The 20,892-nt window shown below is 42.2% G+C and carries 21 protein-coding genes; 10 read left to right on the forward strand and 11 right to left on the reverse strand.

The genetic code is table 11. The features are described 5' to 3' along the window. The first annotated feature begins 110 nt into the window (after positions 1 to 110). The 5 genes from carA (at position 111) to RMY63_RS20335 (ending at position 4,760) form a co-directional block, all read left to right on the forward strand. A complete protein-coding gene (gene carA, locus RMY63_RS20315) occupies positions 111 to 1,274 on the forward strand; it encodes a glutamine-hydrolyzing carbamoyl-phosphate synthase small subunit (protein WP_322730438.1) in 1,164 nt (387 codons plus the stop codon). 202 nt (positions 1,275 to 1,476) lie between these two features. Next, a complete protein-coding gene (locus RMY63_RS20320; protein WP_084227153.1) occupies positions 1,477 to 1,842 on the forward strand; it encodes an STAS domain-containing protein in 366 nt (121 codons plus the stop codon). Positions 1,843 to 2,633: 791 nt separating this feature from the next. Further along, on the forward strand, positions 2,634 to 3,113 hold the full coding sequence (locus tag RMY63_RS20325) for a Mini-ribonuclease 3 (protein ID WP_322730439.1): 480 nt from the start codon (positions 2,634 to 2,636) through the stop codon (positions 3,111 to 3,113). Between the two features lie 91 nt (positions 3,114 to 3,204). Next, positions 3,205 to 4,371, forward strand: coding sequence for a 23S rRNA (guanosine(2251)-2'-O)-methyltransferase RlmB (gene rlmB / locus RMY63_RS20330; protein WP_322730440.1), 1,167 nt, complete (start codon positions 3,205 to 3,207; stop codon positions 4,369 to 4,371). An 86-nt stretch (positions 4,372 to 4,457) separates the two neighbouring features. Then, positions 4,458 to 4,760, forward strand: a complete 303-nt coding sequence (locus RMY63_RS20335; RefSeq protein WP_322730441.1) for a DUF1816 domain-containing protein — start codon at positions 4,458 to 4,460, stop codon at positions 4,758 to 4,760. Positions 4,761 to 5,027: 267 nt separating this feature from the next. On the opposite strand, the gene RMY63_RS20340 is transcribed toward RMY63_RS20335, so the two are convergent. The 3 genes from RMY63_RS20340 to RMY63_RS20350 form a co-directional block, all read right to left on the reverse strand. Beyond that, the gene (locus RMY63_RS20340) at positions 5,028 to 5,876 is read right to left on the reverse strand and encodes an alpha/beta hydrolase (RefSeq protein ID WP_322730442.1); all 849 of its coding nucleotides are present in this window, start codon (positions 5,874 to 5,876) and stop codon (positions 5,028 to 5,030) included. Next, positions 5,876 to 6,067 (reverse strand): hypothetical protein, encoded by a 192-nt coding sequence (locus RMY63_RS20345; RefSeq protein ID WP_322730443.1) that lies wholly within the window; start codon positions 6,065 to 6,067, stop codon positions 5,876 to 5,878. Before RMY63_RS20345 ends, RMY63_RS20340 begins: the two co-directional genes overlap by 1 nt. A 79-nt stretch (positions 6,068 to 6,146) precedes the next feature. Next, on the reverse strand, positions 6,147 to 7,379 hold the full coding sequence (locus tag RMY63_RS20350) for a methionine gamma-lyase family protein (RefSeq protein ID WP_322730444.1): 1,233 nt from the start codon (positions 7,377 to 7,379) through the stop codon (positions 6,147 to 6,149). 87 nt (positions 7,380 to 7,466) lie between these two features. Here RMY63_RS20350 and RMY63_RS20355 point away from each other — a divergent pair, with 87 nt between their 5' ends. Next, positions 7,467 to 8,288: an acyl-CoA desaturase gene (locus RMY63_RS20355; protein WP_322730445.1), complete on the forward strand. Its 822-nt coding sequence runs from the start codon at positions 7,467 to 7,469 to the stop codon at positions 8,286 to 8,288. 321 nt (positions 8,289 to 8,609) lie between these two features. Then, on the forward strand, positions 8,610 to 9,662 hold the full coding sequence (locus RMY63_RS20360; protein ID WP_322730446.1) for a fatty acid desaturase: 1,053 nt from the start codon (positions 8,610 to 8,612) through the stop codon (positions 9,660 to 9,662). Positions 9,663 to 9,759: 97 nt separating this feature from the next. Here the strand turns inward: RMY63_RS20360 and RMY63_RS20365 are convergent, their stop codons facing one another. Then, complete coding sequence (locus RMY63_RS20365; protein ID WP_322730447.1) at positions 9,760 to 9,891, reverse strand: hypothetical protein; 132 nt, start codon at positions 9,889 to 9,891, stop codon at positions 9,760 to 9,762. Here RMY63_RS20365 and RMY63_RS20370 point away from each other — a divergent pair. Beyond that, on the forward strand, positions 9,882 to 10,982 hold the full coding sequence (locus RMY63_RS20370) for a fatty acid desaturase (RefSeq protein WP_322730448.1): 1,101 nt from the start codon (positions 9,882 to 9,884) through the stop codon (positions 10,980 to 10,982). The genes RMY63_RS20365 and RMY63_RS20370 overlap by 10 nt on opposite strands. Positions 10,983 to 11,088: 106 nt before the next feature. Here RMY63_RS20370 and RMY63_RS20375 read toward each other — a convergent pair whose 3' ends face one another. Both RMY63_RS20375 and RMY63_RS20380 read right to left on the reverse strand, forming a co-directional pair. Continuing rightward, positions 11,089 to 11,616, reverse strand: a complete 528-nt coding sequence (locus tag RMY63_RS20375; protein ID WP_322730449.1) for an ArsC/Spx/MgsR family protein — start codon at positions 11,614 to 11,616, stop codon at positions 11,089 to 11,091. A 96-nt stretch (positions 11,617 to 11,712) separates the two neighbouring features. Beyond that, entirely contained in the window at positions 11,713 to 12,324 is a 612-nt protein-coding gene (locus tag RMY63_RS20380) for a cupin (RefSeq protein ID WP_322730450.1), read from the reverse strand. 156 nt (positions 12,325 to 12,480) lie between these two features. Between RMY63_RS20380 and RMY63_RS20385 the strand changes: the two genes are divergently transcribed. After that, the gene (locus tag RMY63_RS20385) at positions 12,481 to 12,681 is read left to right on the forward strand and encodes a hypothetical protein (protein ID WP_322730451.1); all 201 of its coding nucleotides are present in this window, start codon (positions 12,481 to 12,483) and stop codon (positions 12,679 to 12,681) included. A 32-nt stretch (positions 12,682 to 12,713) separates the two neighbouring features. Here RMY63_RS20385 and RMY63_RS20390 read toward each other — a convergent pair whose 3' ends face one another. The 5 genes from RMY63_RS20390 to fdxB all read right to left on the reverse strand — a co-directional run bounded on the left by RMY63_RS20390 (position 12,714) and on the right by fdxB (position 18,065). Continuing rightward, positions 12,714 to 13,199: a hypothetical protein gene (locus RMY63_RS20390; protein ID WP_322730452.1), complete on the reverse strand. Its 486-nt coding sequence runs from the start codon at positions 13,197 to 13,199 to the stop codon at positions 12,714 to 12,716. 100 nt (positions 13,200 to 13,299) lie between these two features. Further along, positions 13,300 to 13,899, reverse strand: coding sequence for a heme-copper oxidase subunit III (locus RMY63_RS20395; RefSeq protein ID WP_322730491.1), 600 nt, complete (start codon positions 13,897 to 13,899; stop codon positions 13,300 to 13,302). Between the two features lie 533 nt (positions 13,900 to 14,432). Beyond that, positions 14,433 to 16,121 carry a cytochrome c oxidase subunit I gene (gene ctaD, locus RMY63_RS20400; protein ID WP_322730492.1) on the reverse strand — a complete coding sequence of 563 codons (1,689 nt, stop codon included), beginning with the start codon at positions 16,119 to 16,121 and terminating at the stop codon, positions 14,433 to 14,435. A 129-nt stretch (positions 16,122 to 16,250) separates the two neighbouring features. Then, positions 16,251 to 17,240, reverse strand: coding sequence for a cytochrome c oxidase subunit II (locus RMY63_RS20405; protein WP_322730453.1), 990 nt, complete (start codon positions 17,238 to 17,240; stop codon positions 16,251 to 16,253). Positions 17,241 to 17,771: 531 nt separating this feature from the next. Further along, positions 17,772 to 18,065, reverse strand: a complete 294-nt coding sequence (gene fdxB, locus RMY63_RS20410; RefSeq protein WP_322730454.1) for a ferredoxin III, nif-specific — start codon at positions 18,063 to 18,065, stop codon at positions 17,772 to 17,774. A gap of 1,072 nt (positions 18,066 to 19,137) precedes the next feature. Here fdxB and RMY63_RS20415 point away from each other — a divergent pair. Then, positions 19,138 to 20,733: a helix-turn-helix domain-containing protein gene (locus tag RMY63_RS20415; protein ID WP_322730493.1), complete on the forward strand. Its 1,596-nt coding sequence runs from the start codon at positions 19,138 to 19,140 to the stop codon at positions 20,731 to 20,733. The last annotated feature ends 159 nt before the right edge of the window (positions 20,734 to 20,892 follow it).

Raw genomic sequence — 20,892 nt, forward strand, 5'->3', positions numbered from 1 at the left:
AATCTCCATTACCCCTTATCCCCAGAGGGGGCCCCACCTTCCCCACTCCCCATTACCCCTTATCCCCAGAGGGGGCCCCACCTTCCCCACTCCCCACTCCCCAATTTACTATGCCCCTGACTGACTCAATACCAGCTTTACTTGTCCTAGCAGATGGAACCACTTATCGCGGTTGGTCTTTTGGTGCGACGGGAACTGCGATCGGAGAAGTGGTGTTCAACACTGGCATCACGGGCTATCAAGAAGTCTTGACTGACCCTAGTTACCGCGGTCAGATTGTGATTTTTACCTATCCTGAATTGGGGAATACTGGTGTCAATCTTGAAGATGAAGAATCAGATGGGCCCCAAGTGCGGGGTGCGATCGCCCGCAATATTTGTCACCGTCCGAGTAACTGGCGATCGACACAATCTTTACCTGACTACCTTAAACAAAACCAAATACCAGGAATTTACGGCATCGATACTCGCGCCCTCACCCGCAAAATCCGGATGTTTGGAGCGATGAATGGTGGCATTTCTACAACCATTCTTGATGAAGCGGAATTGCTAGAGCAGGTACTAACGGCTCCCAACATGGCAGGATTGAATTTAGTTTGTGAAGTCACCACCGCAACGGCTTATGAATGGTCTGATCCCACAATTCCAGCTTGGGAATTCAACTCTGAGGCTGCGGAAAATCTTGGGGAAGCTTTTACTGTTGTTGCCCTTGACTTTGGCGTAAAACGTAATATTTTGCGTCGCTTAGTAAGTTATGGTTGCCGAGTAATTGTTGTACCCGCTGATACACCACCAGAGGAAATTCTCAAATACAATCCAGATGGTGTGTTTCTTTCTAATGGGCCTGGCGACCCTGCTACTGTCACCGAAGGGATTGCAACTGCCAAAGCACTCCTGTTAAGTGAAAAACCCATCTTTGGTATTTGTATGGGACACCAAATTTTAGGTCATGCACTAGGGGCAGAAACCTATAAACTCAAATTTGGTCATCGTGGTTTGAATCAGCCTGCTGGCTTACAACAACGGGTAGAAATTACCAGCCAAAACCATAGTTTTGCTATTGACCCAGATTCTTTACCTACAGCACTTGTAGAAATTAGCCACCTAAACTTAAACGATCGCACCGTTGCCGGAGTACGTCACAAATCTCTACCTGTGTTCTCCGTACAGTATCACCCAGAAGCTAGTCCTGGCCCACACGATGCTGATTACTTGTTTGAGCAATTTGTTCAAGCCATGCGAACAGCACGTCAATCTGTGGCAGAGGTGAGGTAAAAATAGGGAATGGGGACTGGGGACTGGGGAATGGGGAATGGGGAATGGGGAATAGGGAATAGGGAATAGGAAATAAGATTAAAAATACTATTTTCTTCCAATCCCCAGTCGCCAGTACCCAATGCCCTATTTCAACAGATTGTAGACAACTTGCCCAAAAACCATCTATACTTGAGCGTTCACTTTAACTCATGAGGAGGGAATTATTGCTGAGCCACTGAATCTAACCGTTAGCCTGAGGGGCACTCGTGAAGTCCGGGATAACTGTCAGCTATTCCGCCTCACAGGTTTGTTAGATGCTTTTTCTGAGCCGACATTTCGCAAGACACTTGGCAGCAAGATAGACGAGGGTCCTAAGCACATTATTTTGGATCTCTCACAAATTGACTTTGTTGATAGCTCTGGCTTGGGTGCTCTGGTGCAGCTAGCCAAGCAGGCTCAAACTGCTGATGGCACTTTGCAAATTGTCACGAATGCCCGCGTAACTCAAACGGTCAAGCTTGTTCGCCTAGAGAAGTTTCTCTCCCTGCAAAAATCAGTTGAAGACGCTCTAGAAAACGTCAAGTAGTCTTGATTGCTCGACCTGAGAGGTAAATTTAGCTATCCAGATTCAATATCGGATAGCTTAATTTTTAAAACTTCTGGCAGAAAACCTCTCTTCTTGTGGGCTACCGTGTATACACAAGTCGAGTTGGCAATCAAATCAACGAAAAACAACGGAAAATTATTTTTAAAATCCTTGATTTTCCGTTAGGACTCTATCAATAACCTGACACTATTGATAATCAGTTCCCTTAACTCAAAACCTTGCCTACCAAGGCTTATATCTTACCAGGCAATGATTTTAGGACTTGTGTATACACCGTAGCTCCTTGTGGGAGAGGCATCAAGCCAGTTAAGCTATTATGTTTAAACCTGAGTAATAACTAAAGATATAGACACCCAACTCTTGGGTATCTAATCGGTCGCTACAATATTTGATAAATAATCAAGTCTGAGATATTTGTAAGAAATACAAAGTCAGCAGATTTGTTTATAGATAGACTTGACTTAATACTGTATAGTTGAAAGTTGTGGTTTACTCAGCAAGGATGGCAATGCTACCAAGTAAAAGGGTGAATTTGATTTTAAAATTTTACCCTATCTTAGGTGCAGACCACAAGAAGTAGGCGAAATTTGGTTTTATAGATGTTGACATCAGGGTGATTTAAAATGCCAACTCTCAATCAAAAAGATGAAATTAGGAAGTAATTTTGATAGTATTGATTATGCTAAGTATACTATCACGCCATACTTCAGAAAAATCAGTCTTTGCGAAGAATGCCTGCCAAATGTAGCCCGTTAAGGAATGATTTATTTGTGAAGTCACAGGAGGAAGAGCTATTAAATGGACAAGATGAAACTCCCATACAGAGTTTGTCTTGGACTGAAGCACTCTTGGCAACCACAGGGCCATTCCAACAAATTTATCTCTCACAAGTGCAACAGATTTCTCCTAGTGCTTTAGCATATTTAGGGGATGCAATTTATGAGTTGTATGTTAGAATGTCCTATCTGCTGCCATTGCAGCGGTCAGGAATTTACCATCGTCTGGTAGTGGAGCAGGTAAGAGCGGAAACACAAGCGCTACATTTGCGATCGCTGATTCCTCATCTCAGGGATACCGAATTAGAAATTGTCCGACGGGGTAGAAACGCCGCAACAGGACGCCCTAAGCGACTTAATCCCGAAATTTATCAACAGGCAACTAGTCTAGAAACTTTAATAGGCTACTTATATATCACCGATTACCAACGTCTAACCGAACTGTTGCAAATACTTCATCTAGAAAAAGAGTGAAAACTCAATTTCGCAGTAGCCACAACACTAGATTAGGTTCAAAAAATTGAGGGAATCGGAAGATCAACCATACGCTATATCCATAACTCAAATGCAGAATAAACCCAGAAAAGTCAAGACTTCTAGCGAACCCAATCGGGGACAACCCGTAAAAATTAAAGGTAAGCGTGTTGTTACTAATCCGACTCGCAATCCCAGAAAAGTAGATAGTAACCCTATCTCTGTTGCGAATCCGACTCGCAATCCCAGAAAAGTAGATAGTAACCCTATCTCTGTTACGAATCCGACTCGCAATCCCAGAAAAGTAGATAGTAACCCTGTCTCTGTTGCGAATCCAACTCGCAATCCCAGAAAAGTAGATAGCAACCCTATCTCTGTTGCGAATCCGGCTCGCAATCCCCGGAAAATAGATAGCAACTCCCGACAACGAAATAGCAACTTCTCCCAGCCGTCTGTGTCAACACAATCGACAGAAGAAGATAGCGATCTCATCTACGGTCGTCATCCCGTGTTGAGTGCATTGCAAAATCAGCGCAATCTCAATCGTCTCTGGATTACTACCCGTCTGCGGTACGATCCCAGCTTTCACCATTTCCTCTTGCAAGCAAAGGAAAATGGCACAGTTATTGATGAGGTTGAACCCAAGCGTTTAGACCATCTCACTAATGGGGCTAATCACCAAGGTGTGGCAGCACAAATTGCTCCCTACGCTTACATCGAATTGCCCGATCTAATTGAGCAGTGCAAATCTGTAACCGATGCTGTAATTGTTGTAGCTGACGGAATTACCGATCCCCACAACTTGGGAGCAATTATTCGCACTGCCGAAGCAATAGGCGCTCAAGGATTGGTGATTCCTCAAAGAAGGGCATCTGGGATCACTTCTACTGTAATGAAAGTGGCAGCAGGCGCTTTAGAAAATTTTGCTGTAGCTAGAGTTGTCAACCTCAGCCGTTCCTTAGAAGAATTAAAGGAAGCTGGCTTTTGGATTTACGGCACTGCTGCAAGTGGCAGCGAACCTTTGCATACAGTCAATTTCACTGGCCCAATCGTTTTGGTAATCGGCTCAGAAGGTGAAGGTCTGAGTATGTTAACTCAACGCTCCTGTGATTTTTTAGTATCGATTCCTCTACAGGGTAAAACTCCCAGCCTGAATGCTTCTGTAGCAGCGGGTATGGCGCTTTATGAGATTTATCGCCAGCGATCGCTAAATACGCTGCACTTAGATAAATTGCAAAAAATCTCTTTGAAAAAATAACAGTAACAGAGTATAAAGAAATGTAAAAGATAATAAAGCAGCATATCGTTTAACACCTTGTAGACGTTTATAAATCGGCTAAAACCATGAAAACCATTTGGCATAACCTCAAGGAAGTGTTAATTAACACATTCGACTACATCGGCTTGGCTTGGTGGGTAGAGATTGTGACGCAGAATCCCCGTTGCACGTATTACTTCGGGCCATTTCTAAGTTCTTCTGAGGCAACATTAGCAAGCAAAGGATACATAGAAGATTTGGAGATCGAAGGAGCGCAGGGAATTATTGTGAATGTCAAGCGTTGCAAACCTAATAACTTAACAATTGCTGACGACTTGGGGGAAAGATTTGACCGCAAAGTACAGCCTGCCTTTGGCGGTCAAATTTAAGTTAGGCCAGAGAATGAAAAGGATACTCTGATGCAAAGACGTAAAGACATAGAAAATCCTTTTACCAGGGGTTATTGCGTCTTTTTCACTGATCGCGTCACCACATCTTTCCTCTCCTTTTCTTCTTCGTCAATAGTCAAAATTTTTTTACATATTAACAGTTTCGCGTAATTCCCCATCCCTCTAGAGGGTGGGGATGTAAGCGAGTCAAAAACGAAACGCCCTCTCATGGAAAGCACACAGTACAGGCGATAATGGTTATTTAGACTATTGACTACCAATTACCTGCGGATGAACTTCGAGCCAATGGTCAATATCATTTAGCACCTGCTGGGGAACTTCCCACGGAAAAAGATGGGCAGTGTTGGAATAGCACTGCCATTGAGAATTATTGAGGTGTTGGGCAGTTTGGAAGCTGGAATCAGATGTGATGTGGCGGTCTTGTTCACCAGCAAGTACTAAACTGGGACATTGTATTTGTTGTAAATCTAGAACCCGATTGTATCCTGATTGAATTGCACTATAGAGGGCGCGAGTAGCAGCACCAGAGGTTTGCAAATAAGCTGGTACTGCTTCCTTGGCGATGTAATTGTAAGTAATAGATGTATGTTGTTGGATTAGGTAGCGGAAAAGCGATCGCTTACCAAAAGTTTCAATATTCCATTGCCAACTCGGTTTTATATAGTTCAATAGGGCAGCAACGCCAGTATATAAATTATCTTGCCAAGTGATCAGAGGATGACTGCCACGGGGTTTTGCAGCTGTCGCCACTAATATCAGCCCAGTAACGCGCTCTGGCAAACCCAATGCCATCTCCATTGCCAGAATGCCTCCAAGTGACCATCCCAATATTAAGCACTTTTCAATCTGCAGACGGTCTAGAAGCGCTTCTAAATCAATCAAATGGTCATTCATGTCAAAATTGCCGTTGTAGCGACTTTTGCCGTATCCACGTAAATCAGGGGCAAAAGTTTTGTAGCGTTTTGATAAATGATTGGTAAAGACAGAAAGACTACGACCAGTACCAGGATGACCATGTAAGCCCAAAATTGGGAATCCTTCACCTTGGGTGTAAACATTGAGACGTGCAGCAGTTGTGGTGTGGCGATCGCTCATTACCAGCCGTTCTCCTGTCTACCGAACAAATGTTCTAAAATACGTTGATTTTCAATTCTCAACCATCTAATTTCCGACCTGATTTCTCTGAGTTCAGTAACAATCGCTTTAAAGTTACATACCTGCAACAAGGAATTTACGGTTGAGCGTAGTTGGGTAATCGCGCATCTATCCACTTCTATAGTTACCATATTCGCTTCAGCCCTTTGTGCTGTCTTTTCTAGGATTGCTTCAATCCGCTTTGGCCACTATATCCTAAAAGAATATGTGCTATGCATTACTGCCAACTGCATTGATCGCAGCTTCCAGGGCGATCGCTACATGAGTCCAATGAGTCCCACCCTGGCAATAAACCACATACGGCGATCGCATTGGCCCATCTGCTGATAATTCCAAAGTACTCCCTTCAATAAACGTCCCCCCAGCCATCACCACCTGGCTCTCATACCCCGGCATATCATCTGGAACAGGGTCTAAGTAGGAACCGATCGGAGAATGCTGTTGTATGGCTTTACAAAAAGCAATTAGCTTTTCGGCAGAACCGAGTTTAATTGCCTGAATTACATCTCCACGAGGAACTAGGGGAGCGGGATTTACTGGATAACCGAGTTGATCAAATACATAACCCGTAAGATAAGTCCCTTTCATCGCCTCTCCTACCATCTGCGGCGCCAGAAATAAGCCTTGGAACAGCAGGCGATTTTGGTCAAAAGTAGCGCCCCCATAACTACCAATACCGGGAGCAGTGAGGCGACAGGCGGATGCTTCCACTAAGTCGGCGCGACCGGCGACATAACCACCAGCGCTGACAATAGTGCCACCAGGATTTTTAATCAATGACCCTGCCATTAAATCAGCACCTACGGCTGTGGGTTCCCTGGTTTCAATAAATTCGCCGTAGCAGTTATCTACAAAGCAAACGGTGTTTGGGTTTTGCTGTTTGACTAAGTGGACGATTTTTTCAATATCAGCAATTGATAAACTAGGACGCCAAGAATAGCCACAAGAACGCTGAATTAACACTAAACGAGTGTTTTGGGTCACACTAGTAGTTAAAGCTTGCCAATCTATAGTATTTTCGGGGGTTAGCTCCAATTGGCGGTAATTTATGCCAAACTCGATCAGGGAACCTTGACCTTGACCCCGTAAACCAATGACTTCTTCAAGTGTATCGTAAGGAGAACCGACCACTGCTAACATTTCATCTCCAGGACGGAGAACACCAAACAAAGCACAGGCGATCGCATGAGTTCCCGAAACGAACTGCACTCGCACGGCCGCAGCTTCGGCATCCATAACTTCGGCAAAAACTTTATCTAAAGTTTCTCGTCCTAAATCATCGTGACCATAGCCACTTACACCAGCAAAGTGGTGTGCGCCTACACGGTGATTACGAAAAGCATCCAGCACTCGTTTTAGATTATGCTTGACCTGAGTGTCAATTCCAGAAAAAATTTCTAACAGTGCATGTTCTGCTTGCCGCAGCTGTTCTAAGCTGTTCATCAGTTCCTCGTTCAAAAAAAATTATAGATATGCGGATTTTGCGATCGCGCTGTTCTTAGGCTAGAAAATTAAAATTCAGGTTACTGCATGACAATTGCTACTTCAACCAAACCTCAAATTAACTGGGTTAACACTCTGTTTTTCATTGGACTGCACATCGGCGCTTTATTTGCCTTTGTTCCTGGTAACTTTAGCTGGACGGCAGTTGGTGTGGGTTTATTGCTGTACTGGATAACAGGTGGTTTAGGAGTTACTCTAGGATTTCACCGCCTTGTCACCCACCGCAGTTTTCAAACTCCCAAGTGGCTAGAGTATCTTCTGGTTTTCTTTGGGACACTCTCGTGTCAAGGAGGCCCAATTGAGTGGATCGGGACACATCGCATTCATCATTTACACTCGGATACTGATGCCGATCCCCATGATTCTAATAAAGGCTTCTGGTGGAGCCACATGGATTGGCTGATTCACTACTGTCCCGCTCACGCTGATGTTCCTCGTTTCACCAAAGACATTGCCGAAGACCCAGTTTATCAGTTTTTAGAAAAATATTTCATTTTGATCCAGGTTGCTCTAGGTGTACTGCTTTTGCTTCTGGGTGGCTGGCCCTTTGTGATTTGGGGGATTTTTGTTCGCATTGTCTGGGTTTATCACTGTACTTGGTTGGTGAACAGCGCTACTCATAAATTTGGCTATCAAAGTTATGATTCTGGCGATCAATCGACTAATTGCTGGTGGGTAGCCGTACTAGTTTTCGGTGAAGGCTGGCATAATAACCATCATGCTTTTCAATACTCAGCTCGTCATGGGCTGGAATGGTGGGAAATCGATTTAACTTGGATGACAGTTCAACTGCTGCAAGCAGTTGGTCTGGCGACTAATGTGAAGTTGGCCCCAACAAAAGTTAGTTAGGAGTTGGGAGTTGGGAGTTGGGAGTAACGCGATCTTGCCATCAATTTTTCTCAAACCATAATTTTGGAAACCACAAATCTTTATGGGACAAGGAGCGTTTATAATTCACATCTAGTGTTAGTTAAGAATCTGAACTCCTAACTCATCACTCTTAACTCCTCACTTTTTACTTATCACTCCTAACTTTTCAAAAAGCTATTTACTTACGGGTGCGCTTGTGTCGGTTAGGTTGCTATAATCCGAAGCGCTAATGTGAAGAATTTTTGCGGCAAGTTACTTTTTGGTGACTTGGTGGGGGAGTTTGTTGTTTTTTAGGTGTCCATGACTACATCAATAATTAATAGCCAGAAACTAAGTGACGAGCCTAGTAATTCCGACTTACGGCTCAAAGATATTGTCAAAACCCTGCCACGGGAATGTTTTCAGCAGAACCGTCGCAAAGCTTGGACGCAAGTCCTGCTGAGTGTCTTGGCAGTCGCCTTGGGCTATTACAGCCTGATTATCACTCCTTGGTTTCTCTTGCCTCTAGCTTGGATTTTTACAGGCACTGCTTTAACAGGTTTTTTTGTAATTGCCCATGATTGTGGTCACAGGTCTTTTGCCAAACGTCGTTGGGTAAATGATTTGGTAGGGCACTTCTTCATGATGCCGTTAATTTATCCTTTTCACAGTTGGCGGATTAAGCATAATTATCACCATACTCATACCAACAAGCTGGATGAGGACAATGCTTGGCATCCAATTAGACCAGAAGTGTTTGAAGATTGGGATAAAACCCGGCAGTCTGTTTTTGAGGGATTCATGCGTAAACGCTTCTGGTGGGTAGGTTCCATTGGACATTGGGCTGTGGTGCATTTTGATTGGCGGAACTTCAAAACTAAAGACCAATCGAGTATCAAGCTGTCTGTGGCTGTAGTAGTTGTGTTTGCTGCGATCGCTTTCCCACTTCTCATCGCCACAACTGGTATCTGGGGATTTGTCAAGTTCTGGCTAGTGCCCTGGATGATTTACCATTTTTGGATGAGTACTTTTACTATTGTTCACCACACTGCCGCAGATGTTCCTTTTGTGACAGTGAACAAGTGGAACGAGGCTATAGCACAGCTATCTGGAACTATTCATTGTGATTATCCGCGTTGGGTAGAAACCCTGTGCCACGATATCAATGTTCATGTCCCTCATCATATTTCCACTGCGATTCCTTCTTATAATTTGCGGTTAGCTTACAGCAGCATCAAAGAAAATTGGGAGCCTTATTTACATGATGAGTGTCAGTTTTCTTGGTCTTTAATGAAGCAGATTACAGACCAATGTCAACTGTATACAACTGATGTTGGCTATAAGACTTTCGACGAATATTATACAGAGCGATAAATAGCGCTGTGACTAGACTCACGCTCTTGAACCAACGAGAGCGTTTATCATGCTGTGTTTAAATAGAATCTGGCGACTTTTTACTAACTAAAAATTGTTAGGTAAATTGCCAAAATTTATCTTCTTTGGTGTTAGCGATCGCTAGTTTCGTGGGCATCCTAGAGGTGAGATTATCTTGTCTCAAATAAAGTTCCGGTTTATATCCAACAAAAGAATCCAGTGCAATCAAATCTCGTCACGTTCAATAATCCTACTGGCTGCAAAACGTCTGAGGATACGACTAAATTACCTTTCACTCTTCAAGATTTAAAAGCTGCAATCCCTGCTGAATGCTTTCAGCCCAATGTGACAAAATCACTTTTTTACTTTTTTCGTGACATCCTGATTATCGGTCTGCTTTATGCAGTAGCTAATTACTTGGATTCTTGGCTTTTCTTTCCGATTTTCTGGCTAATGCAAGGAACGATGTTTTGGGCTTTGTTTGTAGTCGGACATGACTGCGGACACCAATCTTTTTCTAAGCATAAATGGCTCAATGATTTGATTGGACATCTTTCTCACACACCAATACTTGTTCCTTATCATGGTTGGCGGATCAGCCATCGAACCCATCACAAAAATACTGGCAATATCGATAACGATGAAAGCTGGTATCCTGTGACAGAATCAGAATATAAAGAGATGCCTTTAGCACAAAAGATAGTCCGATATTATATTTTTCTATTGGCTTATCCTCTGTATCTGTTTAAGCGTTCTCCTAATAAAGAAGGCTCCCACTTTTTGCCCAGCAGTCCGCTTTTCAAACCATCGGAAAAATGGGATGTTATCACTAGTACTGTACTATTGATTAGCATGGTAGGTTTGCTTGGTTTCCTCACCTACCAATGGGGTTGGATGTGGTTGCTGAAATATTACGCTGTGCCCTACATTGTGTTCGTAATTTGGCTAGATTTGGTGACATTCTTGCACCACACAGAGGCAGAGCTTCCCTGGTATCGGGGAGAAGATTGGACTTTCTTAAAAGGCGCAATTTCTAGTATTGACCGTGATTATGGTTTGGTTAATCATATCCATCACGATATCGGTACTCATGTTGCTCACCATATATTCCTTAACATCCCTCACTACAATTTGCTAAAGGCAACTGAGGCAATAAAACCAGTGATGGGTGAGTATTTTCACAAATCGGAAGAACCAATTTGGAAGTCATTATGGAATTCATGTGTCAACTGCCATTTTGTACCTGATACTGGTAGTAAGGTTTACTATAGCAATCCTAAATCAGTTGTGAGAGATAAAATAGCTGAAAAGCTTGTGTGATTGCTATATACATCCAACAACAAGTTAGCTAAAGACTAGAGCCAATTTCAAAATCCCTCTCCCAAGCTTGGGAGAGGGATTTTAATTGATGCAAAAAATCTAATGACTACAAGCTGCCTTGCTTTTGATGTTTTTCACCATGATGGTTACAGCCACCCTGCTGATTATGGTGATGATGACTATGCTCTTTACTGTGGGAGCAGCTTTGCAAATCTTGCTTCATCAGGTTTTCGCTGATTTCTTGCAAAGACTCATCCACAGGTTTTAAGCCAATCCAAGCATCAATCTTTTCGACATCGAATCCTACCTCGCGGCGTAGGTTTTGCCCACCGGAGGCATCGCCTACTTCTAACAAAGGACGGCGAATTAACAGTGGCTCTTTCAGCATCAGCATCAAAGCGGTTTCTGCATCAATTTTTTCAGGAACTACCTCACCAGATTTTACCTTTGGAGAGGAACGATTAAACCATTCGGCTACGGGGCGATCGCCAAAAAATGAACGCAACCGCTCAACCGTCCAAGGTTCTGTTAGCAGATTGTATGGTATTACCTCATGACCGGCAGCTGTTAACAAAACTTTTTGCTTAGTACCACCTTTACAACCTGGTTTGCTATAGAAAATTACTCTTGCCATTTAACTACCTCCTAATTACTTAATTGTTTGTAGTTGGCGCTTTGAATGCTAAAGCAGCAATTACGAACCTATGAAATTAATCCTGACGATTCCTAATTAAAAATTCCTAGCCTGATGAGAAAATGAGTCAAACTCAAATCTCTCATTCGGATCAGTTTCGCCGTAAACATTAAAAGTCACAGTTGGTTCATCACCCACTGCTTCTACACAGTGAATTGCATCGGGAGTAAAGCTAATAATATCCCCTGGAAATAGAGTTAGCTCTCCCGTCGGTTCAATTTTGTCCTGAAATTCTGGGCTATTAGTGCGTTGCCAAAAAGTATTTTTTTCCTGACCTTTTAACACAGCGACTATTCCCCATGTCCCATGATTATGAATGTTTGATCGGGTTCCTGGCGCAAATGTTACTGTTTGCACTGTCAACGGAAAACCCAATTCATCATATAGGAGTAAAACAGAGCTTCCCGTTTTGGGTGAAGGCTCTAAATTTTGACTCTGCACCCAGTAGGAATTTACAATCAAGCGCCTTACGAGCATCTGAATTTCTGGCAGACAACTGACTTGATCATCCCCAGTATTGAGAACATCTTCCACCTCAGTTAAAAACCGATAAAGGCGGTAATTTTCTCTCAATAAATCCCAGGCTCTTACAGATTTACAAGCTTGATGCTGACCGTCCCCCGTTAGTAACCAATCCCTACCTTTCATAACTTTTAAATTGATAACGGAGAAGATTGGATGACAATGATCGGAGAGACATTAGGAACATTATTATTTCCAGGAAGTTTAGTAGGTATGGTGATCGGAGGAATGATAGAGTTGCTATCAGTAGCTGCTCCTAATAAGGAGTAAGAGGAATATGATGTGGTAGATAACCAATTATTCATGATTGTTCACCAAAAGGGCATTTTGCATTGGGAATTGGGCATGGGGCATTGGGCATGGGGCATTGGGCATGGGGCATGGGGCATGGGGCATTGGGCATGGGTTATTCTCCTTGTCCCCTCATCTCCCTCATCTCCCCACTCCCCACTCCCCACTCCCCACTCCCTACAGACGCGATGAATCGCGTCTCTACTGTTTTACACATTGACTAATTAATCATCTTCTTCTGCTGGACGTGTCAAAATATCCAGGAGAATTCCGGCACCAAAATCATGCTTTTCGTCTATCTCTTTGACTTTGCTGCTGATTTCTTTTGCTTCCTCAATTTCTCCTAACTTTGCTAGTACTAATCCAGAAGCAGCATAAGCATTTAAGTACAATCGAATTTGTGGGTCTTCTTTGCGATTGACTAGTATAGACTTAAGTTGCTCCCAGTCATCAGGGAATTTTTCCATTTCTTTAATTTTATCTAATAATTTGATTGTTGTTTGTAGTGCAAGAGAATAATTATTTTTATAATAAAAAAATCTATATGCTGCTACCAAGACATCTGTATTTTCACCAGTTTGTGCTAAAGCTTGTTGAATATATTTTTCTGATTTTGATGTGTTTTCCCAGTTTTGTGCAGCTAAAACTAATAAATTTTTGATCTCCTCTGGAACCTGAAACCATGAGAATTTGTTTGTATTAGCTTGCATAATAAAGTCCTGGAGAGTTAAGAGTTAGGAGTTAGGAGTTAGGAGTTAGAAGTTATAAATTATTAACTATTCACTTCTCACTCCTCACTCCTAACTTTTGTTAAAACAAAGTGAGAATGTACACCAAGGTGAATAAAACAATCCAAATAATATCTACGAAGTGCCAGTAAATTTCTGTCATTTCGATGAAAGTATGATTGGTTGCAGAATATTCACCGGTAAGACGCGATCGCCACAATACACGTAATATCAATAACAGTCCCACAAAAACGTGCAAACCGTGGAACCCAGTCATGATATAAAAGCAGTTGGCGAAGACGTTGGTAGTCAGTCCGTATCCTAATGTTGAGTATTCATAAACCTGACCACCCAAGAAAATTGCCCCCATAAGTGCAGTAATTGCGTACCACAGTTGCATTCCCTTGACGTTATTCTTTTTAATTGCCGTATCACCGAAGTGAATCACGAAACTACTAGACACCAGAATAATGGTGTTAATTGTCGGTACAAGTAGTTCTACTTCACTTCCTTCTGGAGGCCAAACGGCTGTACTGCTTCGGAAAAACAAATAAGTGGCAAAAAATCCCCCAAACATTAGGGATTCAGAAGCGAGGAACGTCAACAATCCCCAAACTCTTAAATCTGGATGTTCTTCGTGTCCTGCACTGTGATCTTCGCTCGTGGTTGTAGCTATAGTCATAGATTTTTTGACAATATTATCTGCTGCGTCTGTTGTGGAAGCTTGAATGAAGAATGAAGTCTGAAGCGGCAAAATTTTCATTCTTCATCCAAAATCCTTGTTTAACTTAACTCTTCACTTGTTCAACAATTCTCAAAATTCCGAGTTCCGGGTTCCAAGCTTGGAGTTTCGAGTTCTGAAGCTCAAGTTCCGAGTTCCGAAGCTTAAGTTTCGAGTTCCGAAGCTCAAGTTTCGAGTTCCGAAGCTCAAGTTCCGAGTTCCGAAGCTCAAGTTCCGAGTTCTAATATCATGTCCGCTAGATTACTTATTAAACCTGAAGAACCCCACCCCGCCAAAGCTACGCTTTGTCTCCCCTCCCCGCCTGCGGGGAGGGGCTGGGGGTGGGGTGCAATGACTGTGGAAATCATAACTAATTATACGGACATGATATAAGCTTGAAGTTCCGAGTTCTGAAGCTCAAGTTTCAAGTTCTCAAATCAAATGACTAGAAATTGCAGTCAGCTTAACAGCGATCGCATTACTCACTTTACTACCTAAGCACTAGCTGACGGCGTTGCAGATTGCTCTATTTCAAGAGGGTTATCATGACCGTAGTCATAAGGGCCATGAGTAACAACTGGCAATACTTCCCAGTTTTCAATCGCGGGTGGTGAGTTAGTTGTCCATTCTAAGGTCAAAGCTTGCCAAGGATTATCACCTGCCAACGGCCCTTTGAGCCAACTGTAGATCATGTTGATGGTGAAAGGAATCACCGATATCCCCAAAACAAATGAACCATAGGTACAAATTTGATTGAGGTCGATAAATTGGGGGTCATACATTGCCACTCGTCGCGGCATTCCTTGTAAACCCAACTCGTGCATGGGTAAAAAGGTCAGATTAGTGCCGATGAAAGTGAGAGCAAAGTGAATGCGTCCCAAGTTTTCATTTAGCATTCGTCCGGTCATTTTGGGGAACCAGTGATAAATGCCGGCGTAAATGCCAAACACGGAACCGCCAAACAGAACGTAGTGGAAATGTCCTACAACATAATATGTGTCGTGGACGTGAACATCAAAGGGGGCTGTTCCCATCGTCACACCACTTAAGCCGCCCATGACAAACATGGATAACAAGCCAACGGCGAAAAGCATCGCACTGGTGAAGCGGATTTTACCACCCCAAAGGGTAGCAACCCAGGCAAAAATCTTCACGCCAGTGGGAACTGCAACTATGAGAGTGGAGATGGTGAAGAACATCCGCATCCAACCAGGTGTGCCACTGGTAAACATGTGGTGTACCCAGACGAACAGACCGACAACGCAGATTGCCAAACTGGAATAAGCGATCGCTTTATAACCAAAGATTGGCTTGCGAGAGTGAACTGGAATTACCTCGGACATGATGCCGAAGATGGGCAGAATCATTAAATATACTGCCGGGTGAGAATAAAACCAGAACAAGTGTTGATAAATTACAACGTTACCGCCTGCATCTGGTTTAAAGAAGGAGGTGCCAAAGTTGAGGTCAAACAATAGCAGGATTAAACCGGCTGCTAATACAGGTGTGGAGACGAGTGCTAGGACGGAGGTGGCTAAAATTGCCCAGCAAAACAAAGGCAGTTGATCCCATTTCATGCTAGGAACCTTCATCATCACAATGGTGATCACAAAGTTCAGCGAACCCAAAATTGAGGAAGTTCCTACTAAGACGATCGCTAATATCCACATAGTTTGAGCGATTGGTGCTGTCACCAAGCTCAAGGGTGGATAAGCTGTCCAACCAGATTGCGAACCGCCAAAGATGAAACTACCTAATATGAGCGCACCTGCTGGGGGATTTAACCAAAAGGCGATCGCATTCAGTTTCGGGAAAGCCATATCCCTAGCACCAACCATCAACGGCACCAAATAGTTACCAAACCCCCCAATGGCGCTAGGGACAATCCACAGGAAGATCATGATCGTCCCGTGATTAGTCATGAAAGCGTTATACAAATTGGGGTCAAGGAAGTCTGCATCTGGTGTTGCTAATTCGACACGGAGAGCAACAGCCATCAATCCGCCGATGAGATAGAACACAAACGCTGTCACTAGGTATTGGATACCAATAACCTTGTGATCAACATTAAATGTAAAATAGTCCTGCCATTTCCACGCCTTCGGATGGGAGGTATGGCTAGCCACCATTTCCGGTTTATTTTCTTCTGGTGGAGTATTCCGTGGAAATTCTACCTGTGTCATATATTTTTGTCCTTTGTCCTTTGTCATTTATCATTTGTCTTTTGTCTTTTTGTCCGTTGTCATTTGTCCGTTGTCATTTGTCAGTTACCAATAACTAATGACCAATGACCAATGACCAATGACCAATGACTAATGACCAATGACTACTGACTCTAGAGTTGCTGCACTAATTCCCATATCATGGGTGTGGGGCGCGAGAAACTCTGATGTTGATAAGTCGCCTGGATTAATTGCAACTACTTGATTTAGGTTTTGCTGTTGAGCAATCTGGTTTTCTGTCCGCCAGCTATTATATTCTTCTGGTGTGTGGACAATTACCTGTGTCCGCATTGAACCGTGATAACCGCCGCACAACTCAGCACAAACTACGGGATATGTACCTGGTTTGGTGGCAACAAATCGTAATTCAGTTGGGATACCAGGAAGTGCATCTTGTTTCAAGCGGAAGTTTGGCACCCAGAATGAGTGAATTACATCTTGTGCTGAAAGGTTGAGTTGCACATCAGCACCAACGGGTATGTGCAATTCCCCAGAGCTAATGCCACTATCAGGGTAATTAAATAACCAGGCGTACTGTATGCCTTTGACATCAACAACTAAGTCGGCTGGTTTGTTTAGAGTTTGAGGAGACGCGCCAATGCCAATTGTTGGGGCTATTGCTGGGGCTGTTGTTGCTTGGGAAGTATCGCTTAATGTAGCTGCAAGAGCAGTTCCCGACTTATGAGCAACATGAGCTGCTGAATGAGGATGACCCGCAGGCTCAAAGCCGCCCATTCGATTAAAAACATCTACACTGTAAATGCCCAAGCCGAGGACAATCACTGTGGGAATTGCTGTCCAAAAGATTTCTAAGGGAACGTTGCCTTCCACTCGCACGCCATCGCCATCGTCACCCCGACGGTGACGAAACTGAATCAAAAAAAGCACAATGGTTCCTTGTACCACCAAGAAGAGAGCGATCGCAATGGTAAACATGACGTTGAAAAAACCGTCTACCAAAGGCGCTTGTAACGATGCCTGTACGGGCATGAGAGTGTGGTTTTGACCAATCAAAATGCTGATTGCTGTAACTACTATCCCAGCAACCAGAGTCCATAGTGAAACAGGAACTTGTTGCATACATGCTACCTGCTTTGTAAACCGTCTTTTGAGGTGTGATTTTCTGGTATTAGGTTTTAGGGGAAAGGTTACAGATTACAGGTAATAGTAATTCATCTATTCCCTGTAACCTGTACCCTATTCCCTTGTTCTTTCCCCATTCCCTATTTCCCATTTCCTTTTCACTTATTAACTTTCTAACGTGCAGCCATCAAAAATGGGGGAAACTTCCAGATTTTTTCCATATCTTTCCCCCAAAAAATGACAAATTATATTTCAACTCATACCACAAAGTTAGCCCCCTGCTTCGATCAAAGCTAGTTGTTTCAAAAGGGCACTGTTAGACCTAATATTGATTAGGCTATATTAGCAGCAAGTTTAAATTTGTTAATAGCTAACATTTTGCAATTTCCTAATTTGTTTACTGTGAACTTTTTATTAGTTACAGTAAATATTTAGGATTCCCCTCTAGTTACCTTGCCTAGCGCATTTGCGCTTTATTTAAACAGTGCCTCCTTCAACGAACAACAATTTTGACTAACCCCAAAAACCTTAATTATTTAATGCAACGTGGGTGTAGCAGTTCTTCGGACAAATCCGTGAACAAGCTTCACAACCAATACAGTTTTCTGGAGAAGTAACCGCCATTACTTTCCGTTCAATTTCTTCATCATCTTCATCTTCCACAAATTCACCTTCTTCATTGAGTGCCTTTAAACCAAGCACATTGTATCCGCAGACTTTAATGCATCTGCCACAGCCGATACATTTGTCCTTATTGATTTCTTGAGCGAATTTTGGTGTCCAAGCTTTACCACCAAATGTCAAACCTGTTAGTTGTGCCATGAATAAATCCTCGGCAATTTTGCCTGTCAATCTGTTTGTGCATTAATCATCATATTATCCTAATATTTTATTGTTTTGTATTCAAAACTTACTTTTATCACATCAGTTTTCGATGACTTTGAACACAATACTCAATTGTTTTTAATTCCAATTTATAGATAAAAATTATTGCCAATAATTCTTATGAATATTTAGTATTCCTTGTTCCCATGTTCTACATGGAAATGCATTTATTGAGTCAGAAACTCAATATCTGACTAAAGGCAGCAGCCCACGATCAGCCTTTTCCATACAGAGGATGAGTAGAAAGTTGAGGATTTGAAACCTATATAGGTGAGTAAAGCCTCATGTATATGTAATTTATAACTGCCGATTTAACTATTATTTACAGCAAATGCAACTATACCTATAAGAGTAATGATATTTTTTTTCAAATATTTGTAGACTTAAACCAATAAATTTATATAAATAGTATATGTATATACAAAATAAATGTTCATCAGTTACATTTTGATATATGCAATATGTATTTTAGAAAGCAACAATTTTCAATTTAGTTTGATTTAAATATTTAGATAAATGATGACAAAAGGAATATTCTCATTTCATCTGAATACACCAAATTAATTTATAAAGGAACTGTAAAGTTTATGGCAGAATATGATCGTGCCTTAAATATTAAAATTATTAACAAATTAGAGGAAGCTCTATTGTAGGAGGCTCAAAGATTTACTAAAAATACTTTATGTAAGGTTTTATGGTCAAAGCTCAAATGTTCATTAAGTATATAATTAAATAAATGTTAAGATTTTTTTCTAAGCTCAATACGAACAAATTAATTATTTCCTTCATGAAATGTATAGTTAATAAGAAGTTTTATTTAGCTATTTTTTAAATATTAAATAGCTCACAATTGGATACGAATTTCACAAGTGGATGTGGGAATTTAACGTGGGGAGAAAAGACTATTCTCACTAAAAAGATAATGTGGTAGCGAGTCATGAATAAACAGGACTCATCCAGGGGAGACCTGAGCCAGACATCTCAACGATTAGAGTGGGAAAAGAGCCAAATGCCTTATACAATTCCTAACAACAGTTGCGTTGGATGTGACAACTGCCGCCCCCAATGTCCTACGGGTGCAATCAGAATAGAGGACAATGAATACTGGGTTGATCCTGGTCTTTGTAATAATTGTGAGGGCTATTATTCAGAACCGCAATGTGTAATAGCTTGTCCAACTAATTCTCCGATTCCTTGGCAGGCGAAAAAGGGAAGATGCAAAGTTGAACCAAGAGATGCTAGCAGCTTAGACTTGTTTTCTAATGGCAAGAATAATCCATTTGCTTCAGCGATCGCAATTTGGGAAGCTTGTAATGTACTAGCGCAGCGCACATCCCTACATTGGGAAACCGATGAAGAAGGCTACATCAGTTACAGCCGACAAGTCAATCAAGGGCGAGGTGTGATCGCTTTTCATATCCAAGATCCCTTCAAAGTGAACGACAAGGCCACAGAGTTAGGAGCAATTGAGGGGCTTGATATCAGAGCCGCTTGCATACATCTAATTTTTGCAGCTTATGCTACAGCTTTAGAGCAACCTTGGGAGCAAGAATTTGCGATCGATGAGCGACAAATTGAGAAATATTTGGGGATGGAAAAACGCAAAGACTTGAGCAAAGCTGCCAAGCTAGCCTTAATGAAAAATATCGTTCAGCAAGCTTGCTCCTTGATTATCTCCATTGACTGGCCCCAACAAGGTCGAATTAACGGATTCTCTCTTGTCGGCAGCCGCTTATGGCACTTAGTAGATATTCAACACCACTTCCAGGAAGACAATCTCGGATGCAAATATCTGATTGGGCTAACTTTTAAAGTCAAAGCAGGCTTATGGGCACAATATTTCTTAAACAAACAAGCATGTAAAGAGCGAACCGCATTCTATCAATACGGCAGTCTTCCCAAAACACTGCTAACCACAGTCATGAGTATTTGGCAGCAACATGAAGGCGCAGTCCGACTAATGCTGTGGTTGCTGTTTAAAACCAAAATGGGCAAAGAACAACGCATTACCATTCCTACCTTGCTGCGTATTGCCTACGGTGAAGAAAAAGTCGCCCTTGCATCCAGACAACGGGAAGAACGCAAACGTCTGTTGCGAACCTTTGAAAGCGATTTAGAAATTCTGAATCACTATGGAATGAAACCGCTTTTCGATCCAGTTACTTACCCACCAGAAATTCAACCTTTGTGGGCGAAATTAATCGATCTTCCCGAAGATCCAGATGAAGCATTAGAATTTTGGACTAATGACGGTGGTGCTGAAACTCGCCTCACAGACACAGGCCCCCGTGGTAAATGGAATCTGCTAATGAATGCACGGATTTTGGCTTTTGAACTCCCGCCAGAATGGGAACAGCAAATCTCAGAATCGGAAAAAAAGAAAACAAGAACTGCTAAAGCCAAAAAGAAACCCAAAGCGACAAACGATTTGCTAGGCGAACAGATTTTGCAAGCGCGAAAAAATTTGAATCTTTCCCAAAGGGAATTAGCAAAACTCACAGGTAAAAGCCAAAGCTGGATTCGAGATATCGAGAATGGTCGTTTAAAAGCCAAATTAGAAGACCAAGTACTATTACGAAAAGTCTTAAATATGGCATCATCTTGATTCAAAATTTAGAATTTAAACACAGAGAGACGCAGAGATTTTATTACGAATTTCTACATCGTTATACTAAATCCAGCATTTACTTAATTCGTAGCAAACTAAATTTAATAATACTCTGCGTTCCTCTGCGCTTCCCTTTGCGTGATGGCAGTCGCTACA

The organism is Nostoc sp. ChiQUE01b (genome assembly GCF_034531255.1).
Classification (GTDB): Bacteria; Cyanobacteriota; Cyanobacteriia; order Cyanobacteriales; family Nostocaceae; genus Nostoc.